Genomic DNA, 16,166 nt, shown 5'->3' with positions numbered 1-16,166 from the left:
AAACGGCTTTTGTTTCCAAAAACCGTTTTTGAATATTATGAATAAAAGATTATTCTGCTGGCTCTTCTTTTACTTCACCTTCGAAAGTAACTGTGATTAGTAAAGGAGGGAATACCTCTCCAACAGAAATAGCCAAATCCATTTTACCATCCTTAACTGTTCCTGTTGTTGTAACTTTAGCTTGAATTGGATCATCACCCTCGCCAATCGGAATGGTTACTGTTGTTTCTGCCAATTTATAAGTTCCATCTTCTTCTTTACTTACAACTATGCCATCAACCGGAATATCCCCAATAACGAGGTCTTCTCCTAATGAAAAATCTTTCAGCACCAGCTTAGCTTTATTGTCTGTAGATTTTTCAAACACAATATCCTTTTTTTGCGCTGGCATAGGATCTTGTCCCGGAAGAGTTATTATCAAATCTCCATTATAAGTTGCAGCAATTGTTTCAGCATACGCAACTACAGTAACTTTCAATGTTGTAGTATTATTGTCTTTATCTTTAACTGTTACTGTTGCTTCACCTGGCGCAACACCTGTTATAGTAATCACATCTACAGCAACGGAGGCTTTTGCTATTGATTCATCGGCAGGGTCAACAGTTACAACATAATCACCTTTTCCTTTAGTTACTTTCACAGTAGTTGTAGCATTACCTTCTTCAACACTAACTTCTGTCTTTTCCAAAGCAATAGCAGCATCAACTTTTACTTTTACTGTTGCTGTCTTACCTTCTTTATCGGTAACAGTTACTTCAGTTTCACCGGCTGCAACACCTGTAATAGTAACGGTAGTTTTGTCAGTGCCTAAAACAGCGGTTGCTATGTCGGCTTTCGCTGAAGTTACCTTATAGTCACCATTTCCCTTAGTTATTTTCACTTCTGCGGTAGCTTTCTCGTCTAAAGTTACTTCAGTCTTGTCCAATGTAATGTCCACTGGTTTGTAATCGTCATCGTCGTCACTACATGATGTAAAACCAAGTCCTAATGAAAAGACAAACATCAATAAACATAATAGTTTCTTGTTCATAATAAGTTTTCTTTGGGTTAATAAAATTATGATTGTTAACAGATCGTTTTTGAGTTTAAAGAGCATTTTTTAGTGTGGCAAATATACAATTAGTTATGATAAAATCTCATTTTTTAAAGGAAATTCAAAAACTCCCCTGTTACTTTTAACACTATATTAACCTTTTTATTGTATCAGCTTCGTAAAAATTTATCAATATGCTGTGCAGTCTTCCGTCCCGAAGCAATGCTTGTTACCACCAGCGATTGCCCGCTGACACAGTCGCCCGCACCGAAAACCTTAGCCACAGAGGTGTTACGGTTAGCATCAGTAACGATATTATGACGAACATCATCTGTTTTAATATCGAGTTCTTTTAATAAACCCTCTTGTATTGGATGAACAAAACCGAGAGCAAGAAAAACAAGGTCTATTTTAATGATTTCGGGTTTGCCTACTTCTTTCATAATATGCTTGCCGTTTTCATCCTGTTCCCAGGCGACCTCTACAAGTTCTACGGCGGTCAACTTTCCGTCTTCACCGATAAAACGTTTTGTATTCAGCGACCAGCGGCGTTCGCAACCTTCGAGATGCGATGAAGAAGTTTTCAATACCACAGGAAAAGGTGTCGGCCATGGATTATCTATGTCTTCCAATTTTGGAGGTTTCGGTAATATCTCAATCTGCAAAACACTTGCCGCCCCCTGACGGTTAGCCGTACCGATACAGTCCGAGCCGGTATCACCCCCGCCGATAACGAGAACATTTTTGCCTTTAGCGTCGATAATCTGATCTACAGGTTCTCCCTTTGCAATCAGTCTATTCTGGGCGGTAAGGTATTCCATTGCATAATAGACACCTTTAAGTTCGCGGCCTTCAATCGGGAGATTGCGCGGCACCTGCGAACCGATAGCGACACAGACGGCATCATATTCTTTAAGAATATTCTTACCTTTTACATCCTTACCTATCTCGGTATTAGCAACAAATTTAACACCTTCGGCTTCCATCAGCTTTAAACGGCGGTCTATAATATTTTTATTCAGCTTGAAATCAGGAATACCGAAGCGGAGCAATCCGCCTATACTGGAGTTCTTTTCATATACTGTCACATTATGCCCTTTCTGATTCAATTGATTAGCTACCGCTAGTCCTGAGGGGCCTGAACCGATAACAGCAACTTTCTTTCCCGTACGGTGTGCAGGAATTCGAGGTTGGATAAAACCTTCGTTAAAAGCGTGTTCCAATGTAGATGCTTCATTTTCACGGATAGTTACCGGAGCACGATGTATCGAAAGCACACATGACTTTTCACAAGGCGCAGGGCATATACGGCCTGTAAATTCCGGAAAGTCGTTTGTTTGCATCAATACTTCTGCTGCCAGTTTCCAGTTTCCTTTGTAAACATATTCCTGCCACTCGGGCATTTTGTTACCTAACGGACAACTCCAATGACAGAACGGAATACCGCAGTCCATACAACGTGAGGCCTGTTCGCGGCGATCTTCTGTATTTAGCGTTTGCTCTACTTCACCGAAATCGAGGATACGTTCCTGTACAGGGCGGTATCCTGCGTCTTTTCTCTTTACTGTTAAAAATGCTTTTGGATTTCCCATTTTTATATAGCTGTTAGCTTCTAGCTTTTAGCCACCAGCTATCGGCTAATGGCTGACGGCTAATAGCTGATTTAATAATCGAACTCTACCTCTGCTATCTTCTTTTTGATAGCTTCTAATTTCTCATCCTGCAATACTTTCTTGTATTCGATAGGAGTTACCTTCATAAATTTCTCTATTTCCGTATGCCAGTTGTCTAGAATATGTTTTGCCAGCGGGCTGTTAGTATATTCATAATGACTGGTTATCAGCTGACGAAGTTCTTTACTGTCGTAAGTATCTTCTATCAACGTCAGTTCGACCATCTGCATATTGCAATAGTAGTCGAAATCACCATCTGTATTATACACATAAGCTACTCCACCACTCATACCGGCTGCGAAATTACGTCCTGTCTTACCAAGAATAACAGCACGGCCACCCGTCATATATTCACAGCAATGGTCGCCTGCCCCTTCCACAACAGCAGTTGCCCCGCTGTTGCGTACACAGAAGCGCTCTCCTACCCGCCCGTTGATATATATTTCGCCGGATGTGGCACCATATAATAAAGTATTACCTGCGATAATGTTTTCTTCCGGTTTAAATGCCGATACGGCAGGCGGAACTATAATTATCTTTCCTCCCGATAGTCCTTTACCGGCATAGTCGTTGGTATCACCTTCCAGCCTGAACGTTACTCCGTGAGCCAGAAACGCTCCGAAACTTTGTCCGGCCGAGCCTTGGAAGGTGCACTGTATCGTATCTGCCGGAAGCCCGGCGTTACCATATTTCTTGGCAATCTCTCCCGATAGCATTGCCCCTACTGTACGGTTTGTATTTTTTATCGTATGGGTAATAACAACAGGCATGGATTTATCTATAGCCAAACGTGAAGTATTTATCAACTTCAAATCCAGAATATCGTCTAGCTTATGTTCCTGCTCTTTTACTCTGTGTATGGCATTTTCTTTTGCTTCTGCAGGGAAGTAGATAAGGCGTGATAAATCCAGCTTTTCTATCTTATTATTATCGTGGCTCTTCACATATTTCAGTAAGTCGGCACGGCCTGTTATTTCGTCCAGCGATTTCACGCCTAAAGAAGCCAAATGCTCACGTACCTCTTCTGCAAGAAAATTAAAGTAGTTAACCAGGTACTCGCTGCGTCCTATAAATTTCTTCCTCAACTCCTCATTTTGTGTAGCCACGCCCACAGGGCAAGTATTCAGATGGCACTTGCGCATCATTATGCAACCAAGTACAATAAGTGCACTGGTGGCAAAGCCGAATTCTTCTGCGCCTAACATAGCAGCCACAATAATATCGTGTCCTGTTTTCAACTGACCGTCTGTCTGCAGATATACCTGACCACGCAGATTGTTCAGAACTAAAGTCTGCTGAACCTCAGCCAAACCGATTTCCAATGGAAGTCCGGCATGCTTGATAGAACTGGCAGGACTGGCTCCTGTTCCTCCCTCGCAACCACTGATTACAATGCGGTCGGCTTTTGCCTTAGCTACTCCGGCTGCGACAGTCCCTACACCGCTTTCAGAAACAAGTTTTACACTTATCTGGGCCCTAGGATTTACATTTTTGAGGTCGAAAATCAGTTGAGCCAAATCTTCGATAGAATAGATATCGTGATGTGGCGGCGGGGATATCAATGAGATACCCGGAATAGAATGACGTGTTTTCGCAATTATCTTATCCACTTTGAAACCCGGTAATTGTCCGCCTTCGCCCGGTTTGGCTCCTTGTGCTATCTTTATCTGAAGTTCGTCGGCATTTACCAGATATTCTGTAGTTACCCCGAAACGACCCGACGCCACCTGTTTGATAGAAGAGCGGGCATCGGTTGTAAAACGTTCCGGCAATTCGCCCCCCTCTCCCGTATTGCTTTTTCCACCGATAGCATTCATGGCTACAGCCATAGCTTCATGTGCCTCGCGACTGATAGAGCCGAAAGACATGGCACCCGTTACGAAACGCTTGGTTATGGATGAAACAGGTTCTACTTCCGATATATCTATAGGCTTCTTTGCCAAATCAAAATCGAGGAAGTCGCGCAAGAATATTTTTTCAGGCTTCTTATCTATCGAATCGGTATATTCCTTGAATTTTTTATAACTACCCAAGCGGGTAGACATCTGCAATTTGGTTATCGTTTCGGGATTCCATGCATGATATTCACCGTTTCGGCGCCATGCATATATACCCTGACTGATGAGTGACGGGTCTGTAAATTTGTCTTCGAAAGCCTCATAATAGGCTTCGATAGTATCACTTGCAATATCGTTCAGGTCGATACCCTCTATTTTGGAAGTTGTTCCCTTGAAGTATTTATCTATTACAGCCGAACTGATACCGACAGCTTCGAATATTTGTGCTCCGATATAGCTTTTCAAGGTAGAGATACCCATCTTCGACATGGTTTTGAGCAAGCCTTTATTAATGGCTTTCACATAATTCTTCATGGCTGTGTGGAAGTCGAGATGTATATCTCCTTTCTTCACCAGTTCTTCGATAACAGCCAGTGCCAGATAAGGATTTACGGCATTGGCTCCATAACCGAATAATAGTGCAAAATGCATTACTTCGCGCGGTTCGGCAGATTCCACTACAATATCTATCTGCATACGCTTGCGACGTTCCACCAGATAATGATGTACGGCAGAAACGGCTAACAGGCATGGAATAGCGGCATTTTCTGCATCTACTCCTCTATCGCTCAGGATAATATAATTATTACCATCATCTACGGCCTTTTCGGCTTTTTTACATAATCCATCCAATGCTTTTTCCAAGCTTGCGCCGGCTTGCTTAGGGTCGAACAGCATTGGAAGCACTTCGCATTTGAATCCTTTATATTGCAGATGAATAAGCAAATCTAATTCTCTGTTAGAAAGGAAAGGATTCGACAGTCCGACCATCTTTGTATGTTCCGGCATCGGCTCCAGTATATTCTTATGGAGCGAACCGATATATCCGGCCAGCGACATCACCAATTCTTCACGAATGGGGTCGATAGGCGGATTTGTCACCTGCGCAAACAACTGGCGGAAATAAGCAAACAGACGTTGCGGCTTATGCGACAGTACGGCAATCGGTGTATCGTTACCCATAGAGGCAGTAGGCTCTTTACCGTCTGTAGCCATAGGTGTAAGTATCTTTTCTATATCTTCTTTATAATAGCCGAAGACTTTCAGCATCCTGGTATAATTCTCCACATTGTACTTAGGAGTACGACCCGAAGATATATCATCGAGCGAAATGCGGTTCTTTGTCAGCCATTCGCGGTACGGATATGCTTTTGCCAGATTTTCTTTCAGTTCGGCATCATATTGTATAGTGCCTGTTTCGGTATCTACCATCAGCATTTTACCCGGACGCAGACGGCCTTTTTCTTTTATCTCGGACGGCTCGAAAGGGAGCACTCCCATTTCGGAAGCAACTACCATAACGCCGTTGTGCGTCATCAGATAACGCGCAGGACGCAGGCCGTTACGGTCGAGCAAACCTCCGGCATAACGTCCATCAGAAAATAGTAGAGTAGCCGGACCATCCCACGGTTCCATAAATATACTATGATATTCGTAGAAAGCTTTCAGGTCGCTCGAAATTGGATTCTTATCGTTCCACGATTCGGGCACCATCATCGCCATGGCATGAGGAAGCGATTTACCGGACATCACAAGGAATTCCAATACATTATCGAATGATGCACTATCGCTCATATGTGGTTGAACAATCGGCCAGAGGTCATTTATATTACCCAACAAATCTGATTTCAATACGCTTTCGCGGGCTTCCATCCACAGGCGGTTACCCTTAATCGTATTTATTTCACCATTGTGCGCCACCATACGAAACGGATGCGCCAAATCCCATGTGGGGAATGTATTAGTACTAAAACGCGAATGTACCAAAGCGATAGCACTTGTCAGATGAGGATTCAGTAAATCAGGGAAATAATGGCGAAGTTGCTCGGACGATAACATGCCTTTATATATGATACGCTTTGTAGACAGGCTGACAATATAGAATGCCCGCTTGGTCTCCAGCGAAAATATTCTGGAATTGAATATATCTCTCTCAATCTTCTTTCGTAGGATATAGAGTCTGTGCTCCAATTCATCCTGCGACATATCCTCCTCTCCGACAACAAATATCTGTTTTATATCCGGTTCGTTAGATAGCGCCATTTCTCCAAGTATTTCACTGTTCACCGGAACATCACGTATAGCAAGGAGTTTCAAACCTTCACTATCGATATACCGGGATAGAGTTATAATACAAGATTCTTTTTCATCCTTATCCTTAGGTAAGAATACCAATCCTGTCCCGTAGTATCCTTTTTCGGGAACGGGTATACCCTGTAATAATATAAACTCGTGTGGTATCTGCAGCATGATGCCGGCACCGTCACCGGTTTTGTTGTCTGCATTCTCTGCTCCGCGATGAGTCATATTCTCCAGTACGCGAAGCCCGTTCTCTACGATAGCATGAGATTTTGCACCTTTCATATGAATCACCATACCTACCCCGCATGCGTCATGCTCAAAAGCCGGATCGTATAATCCGCGCTCAGTAATTGATTTTAAATCGTGCTTAGTCATTAGTTGATAATAATTGAAAGGAAATGATTCTTATCCTAAATTAATCCGGTGACAAATATACAAATTTCACCATAATAAATTTTACTTTTGACAATAAAAATCACATTTAAATATAAAAAAGCAATTTTTATAGTTTTTATTTGACAAAAATCTATTTCAATAGTTTTTATATTGAATATCCGATAATATAATTGTTATTCATTACTTTTGACCTATCAGTTACTAATTAAAATATAAAGAATCATGAAAAAATTCCTGTCTGTATTCCTCATTACAACATTCCTCTTTTCATGTGGAGGGTCGCAAAAAGAAACTACTTCAGCAGAAAAATCAACTGTAGACTCAACCGATGTTATTTCCTATGCGAATGTAAAAGACAAATCGTTCGACGAACTATTCAAAAAGATTGAACCGACTGAACTTTCTGAGAATATCTTCAATCTGGTGGGAAAGGATTATTCAGTAATTACGGCTGGGACAGACTCAATCTACAACTCAATGACAGCGAGCTATGGAGGATGGGGACAATTATTCGATGCACCAGTTACATGGTGCTTCCTGTATGCAAGTCGCTATACTCTGGAATTTATAAAGAAGGAGAAGAGCTATACTATGACCTACTTCCCCGACCAGTTTAAAGATCAGGTAATAGCATTCGGCAGTAAAAGCGGAAGAAACTCCGACAAGATGAAGCAAACAACATTAACCCGTGTGAAAACTCCATCAGGTAATATCACCTACAAAGAAGCTAAGCTGATAATAGAATGTAAACTGCTAGAAATAACAGAAACCAATCCCAAAGACTTTTACTCTGAAAAAGGAAAAGAGTTTGTTGAGAAAGGGAAAAAGGACGGAAATGGCAAAGAATACCACAAACTCGTATTCGGTGATATAACAGCGGTGTGGATAAGAAAATAAAAACGGATAGAAAAAAGTCCCGGCTTCTTTCGAAACCGGGACTTTCTATTATAACTAAAACGATTATCGTATAAACAGCAACTCTCTGTATTTAGCCAGAGGCCACATTTCGTTATCTACAATTAGTTCCAATTTATCTACATGATAGCGAATTTCATCCAGATAAGGTGCCACATTATCGTGGTAAGCAACAGCCTTTTCGCGTTCACTTTCTATATTATTGGCAGCCTTACGGGCATCTATCATTTCGTGCACTTTGGCGTTGATGGCATTTACGTGAGTAGAAACTTTTTTTATCAATCGTAATTGCTCGGCGCCCAATGTTTTATAATCATCTGATACATCCTTCAATCTGGAAACATTTGTCAACAAAATCGATTGATACGAAATAGCAACCGGAATAATATGATTGAGAGCAAGGTCACCTAATACGCGCGATTCGATCTGAATCTTTTTTGTATAAGTTTCCCATTTCACTTCGTTACGCGCATGCAACTCTACTTCTGACAAGATACCGGCAAAAGTCTTAATACTCTGCTTAGAAGTATAGCTGTCGTAAATCACAGGTACGCTTGTTTCACAATCCAGTTTACGCTTCTTAGCTTCTGCTTTCCATTCATCGCTATATCCGTTACCATTGAAACGGATAGGACGCGATTCTTTGATATACTTCTTCAGCACCTCGTACAAAGCTTCTTCTTTCGATTTACCTTTCTTTATCAACACATCCACTTCTTCCTTAAACGTACGAAGCTGTTCTGCGACCGATGCATTCAATGCCGTCATAGCCGAAGCACAGTTGGCACTCGAACCCACTGCACGGAACTCGAAACGGTTTCCTGTAAATGCAAACGGAGAAGTACGGTTACGGTCTGTATTATCCAGTAAAATTTCAGGTATCTGACCCACACCCAGACTTATTTGTTTCTTACTATCCACAACGATAGCGTCTTTTACCGAACTTTTCTCAAACTTATCCAGTATATCACTTACCTGCGAACCGAGGAAGACAGATATAATTGCAGGAGGTGCTTCGTTGGCACCGAGACGGTGAGCATTGGTAGCAGATGAAATTGAAGCTTTCAGCAAACCGTTGTTTTTATGTACGGCAGCAAGAATATTTACCACAAATGTGATAAAGCGGAGATTTTCCACCTGATCTTTACCCGGAGACAGCAGATTGATGCCTGTATCTGTACTCAAAGACCAGTTATTATGCTTACCTGATCCGTTGATACCCTTAAACGGTTTCTCGTGGAATAATATCTTGAATGAGTGCTTACGCGCTACCTTATCCATTATCGACATCACCAAAAGATTATGATCGACTGCCAGATTACACTCTTCATAGATAGGAGCCAACTCGAACTGATTTGGAGCAACTTCATTATGTCTTGTTTTCACCGGAATACCTAACGCATATGCTTCGTATTCGAGTTCTTCCATAAATTTCTGAACACGCTCAGGAATAGCCCCGAAATAATGATCTTCCAATTGCTGGTTCTTAGCACTTTCGTGACTCATAAGTGTTCTGCCTGTCAAAGCCAAATCGGGACGGGCAATAAATAAATCTTCGTCGACAAGGAAATATTCCTGCTCCCAACCCAAATTGGATTGTACTCTTTTTACATCCTCATTGAAATAATGAACAACATCCGTTGCCGCTTTATTGACAGCTACCAAAGCTTTCAGCAAAGGTGTCTTATAGTCTAATGCTTCTCCCGTATACGATATAAAGATAGTCGGGATACAAAGTGTATCTCCCATTATAAATGCAGGAGAAGAAGGATCCCAAGCCGAATATCCGCGCGCTTCGAAAGTATTACGCAGACCACCCGACGGGAAGCTCGATGCATCCGGCTCCTGTTGCGCAAGAAGTTTTCCTTCGAATTCTTCGATAAGTCCGCCATGTCCGTCGTGTTCTACAAAAGCATCGTGTTTTTCGGCAGTTCCGTCAGTCAGGGGATGAAACCAGTGTGTATAATGCGTAACACCGTTCTCGAGCGCCCACATACGCATACCGGCAGCTACATGTTCAGCCAGATTACGGTTTACAGAACCTCCCTTGTCGATAGCATCATTCAAAGCCTTAAAGGTTTCCTTTGAAAGATATTTAGTCATTGTCTTACGGTTGAACACCTTTTCCCCATAATATTCCGATGTTTTCCTATCCGGTTTTTTTACCTCCATCGGTTTCCTTTCCGAGGCAATTGCTACTGCTTTGAAACGTAACTTTGTCATAAAATTATTTTTAGTGTGTTATATTTTAAGATTGTTATGTTAGAGCGAAATATTTTTCAGGCGGCTAACCGCTTCTTTAGTGTTATCCAGTGTTCCGAATGCCGTTAACCTCAGATATCCTTCTCCGCTGGGCCCGAATCCTACGCCCGGCGTTCCTACAATATTCAGTTCGTTAAGCAGATAGTCGAAGAATCCCCAAGAAGTCATTCTATCCGGTGTTTTCACCCATATATAAGGTGAATTTACCCCTCCGTATACCTGTAATCCCTGAGCGGCAAGGCCTTCACGGATAATTTTTGCATTATTCAGATAATAATCAATCGTTGCTTTTACCTGCTTTTTACCTTCGGTAGAATAACAAGCTTCAGCAGCGCGCTGTATGATATACGGCACACCATTGAATTTTGTAGTGTGCCGTCTGTTCCATAATTTATTAAGAGAAACTTTTTCGCCCGCTTTTGTATATCCCATCAGCGTTTTAGGTACTACGGTATATGCACATCGGGTTCCCGTAAACCCGGCTGTTTTCGAAAAACTCCGGAATTCGATTGCAACTTCTTTAGCTCCCTCTATTTCATATATACTATGAGGCACATCGCTTTCGGTGATAAATGCTTCGTAGGCGCTGTCGAAAAGAATAAGCGCTTTGTTCTCTACAGCATAATCGACCCAGACTTTCAACTGATCTTTCGTTAATGTTGTACCTGTCGGATTATTCGGATAGCAAAGATAAATAATATCTACTTTATCAGTCGGCAAAGAAGGCACAAAGTCATTCTCGGCAGTACATGGTAAATATACGATCTTACTCCATTTGCCATTATCCTGCAAATTTCCGGCACGTCCGACCATTACATTTGTGTCCACATATACGGGATAGACAGGATCGGTAATGGCAACTATATTGTCCAATCCCAGAATATCACCGATATTTCCGGTATCGCTTTTCGAACCGTCACTCACAAACACCTCATCTGTCGATATATCCAGCCTGTAATCTTTGTAATCATTTTGTACGATTGCATTGACAAGGAAATCGTATCCCTGCTCAGGGCCATATCCCCTGAAAGTTGCTGCATCTGCCATTTCATCAACGGCTTTGTGCATTGCTTCTATCGATGCCTGAGGCAATGGCTTTGTTACATCGCCTATCCCAAGACGTATAATATTTGCATCGGGATGTGCAGTTTTAAATTCGTTTACTTTTCGGGCAATATCCGAGAACAAATAGCTTCCCGGTAGTTTGGTATAATTTTCGTTTATTAATATCATTTTTAGTTACGAGTTACTTCGCCCTGCGGGCAGTTACGGGTTACAAGTTTTTTATTTCTTACTATCTATATTATTTACTTACTAATCAACCAATTCACCTTCGAATACCGTAACGGCTTCTCCGGTCATATAAACATGATTATTGCAGACATTCCATTCTATCTCCAGATCTCCGCCCAGAAGATGAACAGTAACATTGCGGTCGCAATGATTATTCAGCACCGCCGCCACAGCAGCAGCGCAGGCGCCTGTTCCGCAGGCAAGAGTTTCCCCTGCCCCGCGTTCCCATACACGCATATTCAGGTTATTACGGTCGACGACCTCTATAAATTCAGTATTGGTCTTTCGTGGAAAAATCGGATTCGTTTCGAACTTGGGACCGAGAAGCGGCAAGTCCAGATCGTGGATACCCTCAGTAAACACGACTGCATGAGGATTCCCCATCGATACACAGGAGATTTCCCATATTTTACCATCGATATCCAAAGGATAATTCAGCACAGGCTCTTCGGCTATCTCTACCGGAATCAGAGTAGGTGCTAGTATAGGTTCGCCCATATCTACTGTTACCTTACGTGCCTTTGCATCCCCGTCGAGCAAAGTAATATATTTCACACCGGCTTTTGTTTCCAGTGTTATTTCTTTTTTTGTTGTCAGTCCGTTATCATATACAAATTTAGCGACACATCGCGATGCATTTCCACACATTTCAGCTTCCGAACCGTCGGAGTTGAACATCTGCATCCTGAAGTCGCAGGTATCTGATGGCAATATCAATACTAAGCCGTCGGAACCGATACCAAAATGGCGGTCGCTCAGCCTGACTGCCAAAGCCGACGGATTATCTATCTTCTGAGTGAATCCGTTCACATATATATAGTCGTTACCGGCTCCCTGCATTTTAGTAAATTTCAGTTTTTCCATCCTATTTCCCAATCTCCTCTTTTGTGTATTATATTATATTTATTTTCCGCTTGCAAATTTCGTACAAATTATTCGAATTCGCAAGAAATTTGTATCATTTTTTCACTTTTATCAAAATAAATAATCTTTTTGACTTATTTAATTTTAAAAACATAATCATAAAGACAGTATGGAAAGCTAAAGTGTTTACAAATGATACTCCTTTTGTAAAATCAACACCTTTAATCTATCATTTTATTACATATCGGAACAAAATAATTCTTTAGAACTATTATATCTCTTAAAGTGTTTGCAATACATTATTAAAACAATCTTGTTATTGAAAAGTTAATTAGCATTTTATTTTTCAATAATAAATTGACATCTTTGCCGTTTGAAAAAAATCAGGGATAGAGACATACCCTGATTAAACAACCTAAGAAACAAATAGTCAAGCACCCATAAAATGCCCTGACTATACGTATTAATTATATATTGGAGACATAGAAAGATGAGCTCTACTGCTATTTTTTTCAGAAAATCTATATTTTCTGACCGGAGATTTCTCCTTTTTTTATGGATACTGCTACCTGTTATCGGAGTATTAAAAGCGACCCGTATCCATAATAATTATAAAATATTTAAAGGAACGTTCTATCACATGCTGGAACAAATAAACCTGTATGTTCCCTATCCGGCAGAATATCACGACACGAATCACTACGGGCCTTTCTTTAGCGTGGTTATAGCGCCGTTTGCCTTATTACCCGACAGAATGGGCATACTCTTCTGGGATGTAGCAATGAGCCTTTGCCTGTTCTTTGCAATTTATTATCTGCCTATAGCATGGAAAAAGAAATATCTGTTCTATTATATTATCTTAATCGAGCTGTACACCTGCGTAATGAACAGCCAGACAAACGGGCTGATAGCTGCACTTATTATCGGAAGCCTTCTCTGTATACGCAAAGAAAAAGATATCTGGGCGGCATGCTTTATTATGTTCGGCACATTTATAAAATTATACGGAATAGTAGGGCTAAGTTTCTTCTTTTTCTCTAAGCATAAGGGTAAACTCATCGCATATCTGCTTATGTGGGCTGCAATATTCTTTGTACTGCCTATGCTTATATCATCGCCTTCGTTTGTCATACAAAGCTATCAGGACTGGTTTCATTCTTTGGCAGATAAAAACATCGAAAATATTACCAACTTCTCACAGGATATTTCAGCTATCGGATTGATAAGAAGGTGTTTTGATATGATCGATATTTCAGCTTTATACATTATCATTCCCGGACTAGTGCTTTTCGGACTGCAATACCTGAAACCCGAGCGGTATGGAGAATTGACATTCCAACTTGGTATATTAGCCTCGACACTTTTCTTTATCGTTCTTTTCAGCACCGGATCAGAAAAGGAAACCTATATTATTGCTATGACAGCGCTTGCTATCTGGTACTGCCTGCAAAAGAATCCGAATAACAAATGGACAATAGGTCTGTTGGTATTCACTATATTCTGGACATGGCTCTCTTCATCTCACATATTCCCCAAAAGCATACATACGGGAATATTTAAAAGGTATTCACTAAAGGTAATTCCACATCTTATTGTATGGCTTATTCTGGTTTACCAGATCATCACTTCACGGGGTTTAAAAGAACTTCCCGACAATGAGTATATAGGAGAAAAATAAAAAGCAGGAGAATAATCATCCTCCTGCTTCCACATATAATTATATTATTTTATTCATATGCCTCGGCATGCACTGCAGCCACTGCCCTACCCGACGGATCAAGCCTGTTTTTAAAGGAGGCATCCCACTCCAAAGCCGTAGCCGTACTGCATGCTACCGAAGGAACCGAAGGAACAGTATGCGCCGCTGACGCCGACGGAAAATGCTCTTCGAACATACTGCGGTACCAGTACTCTTCTTTCGACATGGGCGGGTTGACAGGAAAACGCTCGGCCGCATGCGTCATCTGACGATCGGATACTTTATTGTTTGCTACTTCGCGAAGTGTGTCTATCCAATTATAGCCTACCCCGTCGGAAAATTGCTCTTTCTGTCGCCACGCCACACTTTCGGGCATATAACTTTCGAATGCTTTGCGCAATATATGTTTCTCTATCTTACCGTTGCCACACATTTTATCTTGAGGGTTAAGACGCATAGCCACATCCATAAATTCCTTATCGAGAAACGGCACTCGCCCCTCTACACCCCATGCTGCCAGCGATTTATTCGCCCGAAGACAATCGTACAAATGAAGCCTGTCTAATTTCCGCACAGTTTCCTCATGGAAAGCTTTTGCATCAGGTGCTTTATGGAAGTAAAGATAACCACCGAAGAGTTCATCCGAGCCCTCACCCGACAGTACCATCTTCACACCCATCGATTTTATATAACGTGCAAGCAGATACATTGGTGTAGACGCACGAACAGTGGTCACATCATACGTTTCGATATGGTAAATCACATCACTGAGAGCATCGATAGCTTCTTCTACCGTAAAATGTATTTCATGATGTACCGTACCAATATAATCGGCAACCTTTCGCGCCGCAATCAAATCAGGAGAATCTTTCAACCCTACTGCAAACGAATGAAGTTGCGGCCACCAAGCCTCCGTTTTACTGTCGTCTTCTATGCGACGGGCAGCATACTGCTTAGCTATTGCCGATATTATCGAAGAGTCCAGACCGCCGGAGAGCAGAACCCCATAAGGTACATCCGACATCAATTGTCTTTGTACTGCGGCCTCTAAAGCAGACCTGAGTTCATCTATATCCGATTTGTTATCCTTTACATTATCATATTCCATCCAGTCACGCTTATACCATTTCTGAAGAGTGCTACCTTCTTTACTGAAAAGATAATGCCCCGGTAAAAACTCAGCTACATTCGGACAAACGCCCTCCAATGCCTTCAACTCACTGGCTACATAGAACTGCCCAGCATCATCGTAGCCGGTATACAATGGAATAATACCCATATGATCGCGGCCGATAAGCATAACATCATTTTCTACATCATACAGTGCAAAGGCAAAGATACCGTTCAGGTCTTCAAATAAAGCCGCCCCTTTTTCCAGATATAGGGGAAGAATCACTTCACAATCGGAATGAGTCTGAAAATCATAATCCGGATAACGGCTTCTTATCTCTTTATGATTATAAATTTCCCCATTGACAGCCAACACCAGCTTCTTATCTTTACTATATAAAGGCTGCTTACCCGAATCGATGCCGACTATAGACAGCCTCTCATGGGCAAGAATAGCTTTTTCACCACAGTAAATACCCGACCAGTCGGGTCCGCGATGGCGTATTTTCTTTGCCATCTTCAGCACCTGCCCACGCAGCACGTCTATATTTTGAGTTAAATCAAACACTCCTACAAATCCACACATAATATTTTATTGTTTCATTTTAAATTTCTGCACATTTCAGCAAATATATATCATTTTATTTAATTACAAAAATATAAAACATAAATATGATATATTTTGTTTATTTTTAATTATAAAATGATAATAATACAATATAATAAACATACTATCGTTTATCCAATATCACATTATGCATTTAACTATGATATAACATATC

The 16,166-nt window shown here is 41.3% G+C and carries 9 protein-coding genes; 2 read left to right on the top strand and 7 right to left on the bottom strand.

Features of this window, described 5'->3' with window-relative positions; translation table 11 throughout:
* Positions 1 to 49 precede the first annotated feature (49 nt).
* The 3 genes from K348_RS0106300 to gltB form a co-directional block, all read right to left on the bottom strand.
* Entirely contained in the window at positions 50 to 1,030 is a 981-nt protein-coding gene (locus tag K348_RS0106300) for a calycin-like domain-containing protein (protein WP_197027633.1), read from the bottom strand.
* Positions 1,031 to 1,203: 173 nt separating this feature from the next.
* Entirely contained in the window at positions 1,204 to 2,625 is a 1,422-nt protein-coding gene (locus K348_RS0106295; protein WP_029904053.1) for a glutamate synthase subunit beta, read from the bottom strand.
* A gap of 71 nt (positions 2,626 to 2,696) precedes the next feature.
* Complete coding sequence (gene gltB, locus K348_RS0106290) at positions 2,697 to 7,220, bottom strand: glutamate synthase large subunit (protein ID WP_029904051.1); 4,524 nt, start codon at positions 7,218 to 7,220, stop codon at positions 2,697 to 2,699.
* A gap of 243 nt (positions 7,221 to 7,463) precedes the next feature.
* On the opposite strand from gltB, the gene K348_RS0106285 reads away from it, so the two are divergent.
* Positions 7,464 to 8,138: a flavin reductase gene (locus K348_RS0106285; protein WP_051697663.1), complete on the top strand. Its 675-nt coding sequence runs from the start codon at positions 7,464 to 7,466 to the stop codon at positions 8,136 to 8,138.
* Between the two features lie 63 nt (positions 8,139 to 8,201).
* Here the strand turns inward: K348_RS0106285 and K348_RS0106280 are convergent, their stop codons facing one another.
* The 3 genes from K348_RS0106280 to dapF all read right to left on the bottom strand — a co-directional run bounded on the left by K348_RS0106280 (position 8,202) and on the right by dapF (position 12,575).
* Positions 8,202 to 10,379, bottom strand: coding sequence for a glutamine synthetase III (locus K348_RS0106280; RefSeq protein ID WP_029904047.1), 2,178 nt, complete (start codon positions 10,377 to 10,379; stop codon positions 8,202 to 8,204).
* 39 nt (positions 10,380 to 10,418) lie between these two features.
* Entirely contained in the window at positions 10,419 to 11,651 is a 1,233-nt protein-coding gene (locus K348_RS0106275; RefSeq protein WP_029904046.1) for an LL-diaminopimelate aminotransferase, read from the bottom strand.
* Positions 11,652 to 11,732: 81 nt separating this feature from the next.
* A complete protein-coding gene (dapF, locus tag K348_RS0106270; RefSeq protein WP_029904045.1) occupies positions 11,733 to 12,575 on the bottom strand; it encodes a diaminopimelate epimerase in 843 nt (280 codons plus the stop codon).
* 640 nt (positions 12,576 to 13,215) lie between these two features.
* Between dapF and K348_RS0106265 the strand changes: the two genes are divergently transcribed.
* Positions 13,216 to 14,253, top strand: coding sequence for a glycosyltransferase family 87 protein (locus tag K348_RS0106265; protein ID WP_231496752.1), 1,038 nt, complete (start codon positions 13,216 to 13,218; stop codon positions 14,251 to 14,253).
* Between the two features lie 49 nt (positions 14,254 to 14,302).
* Here the strand turns inward: K348_RS0106265 and asnB are convergent, their stop codons facing one another.
* Positions 14,303 to 15,970 (bottom strand): asparagine synthase B, encoded by a 1,668-nt coding sequence (asnB, locus tag K348_RS0106260; RefSeq protein ID WP_029904041.1) that lies wholly within the window; start codon positions 15,968 to 15,970, stop codon positions 14,303 to 14,305.
* Positions 15,971 to 16,166 lie beyond the last annotated feature (196 nt).

Source organism: Prevotella sp. 10(H) (assembly GCF_000711235.1).
Lineage (GTDB): Bacteria > Bacteroidota > Bacteroidia > Bacteroidales > Dysgonomonadaceae > Dysgonomonas.
This window is presented reverse-complemented; position numbering and strand designations above follow the sequence as displayed.

Bases quoted from the DNA above. Each gene is read 5' to 3' on its own strand.
- gltB (WP_029904051.1), bottom strand. From the start codon at position 7,220: ATGACTAAGCACGATTTAAAATCAATTACTGAGCGCGGATTATACGAT.
- K348_RS0106265 (WP_231496752.1), top strand. From the start codon at position 13,216: ATGCTGGAACAAATAAACCTGTATGTTCCCTATCCGGCAGAATATCAC.
- K348_RS0106275 (WP_029904046.1), bottom strand. From the start codon at position 11,651: ATGATATTAATAAACGAAAATTATACCAAACTACCGGGAAGCTATTTG.
- K348_RS0106295 (WP_029904053.1), bottom strand. From the start codon at position 2,625: ATGGGAAATCCAAAAGCATTTTTAACAGTAAAGAGAAAAGACGCAGGA.
- K348_RS0106300 (WP_197027633.1), bottom strand. From the start codon at position 1,030: ATGAACAAGAAACTATTATGTTTATTGATGTTTGTCTTTTCATTAGGA.
- asnB (WP_029904041.1), bottom strand. From the start codon at position 15,970: ATGTGTGGATTTGTAGGAGTGTTTGATTTAACTCAAAATATAGACGTG.
- K348_RS0106285 (WP_051697663.1), top strand. From the start codon at position 7,464: ATGAAAAAATTCCTGTCTGTATTCCTCATTACAACATTCCTCTTTTCA.
- dapF (WP_029904045.1), bottom strand. From the start codon at position 12,575: ATGGAAAAACTGAAATTTACTAAAATGCAGGGAGCCGGTAACGACTAT.
- K348_RS0106280 (WP_029904047.1), bottom strand. From the start codon at position 10,379: ATGACAAAGTTACGTTTCAAAGCAGTAGCAATTGCCTCGGAAAGGAAA.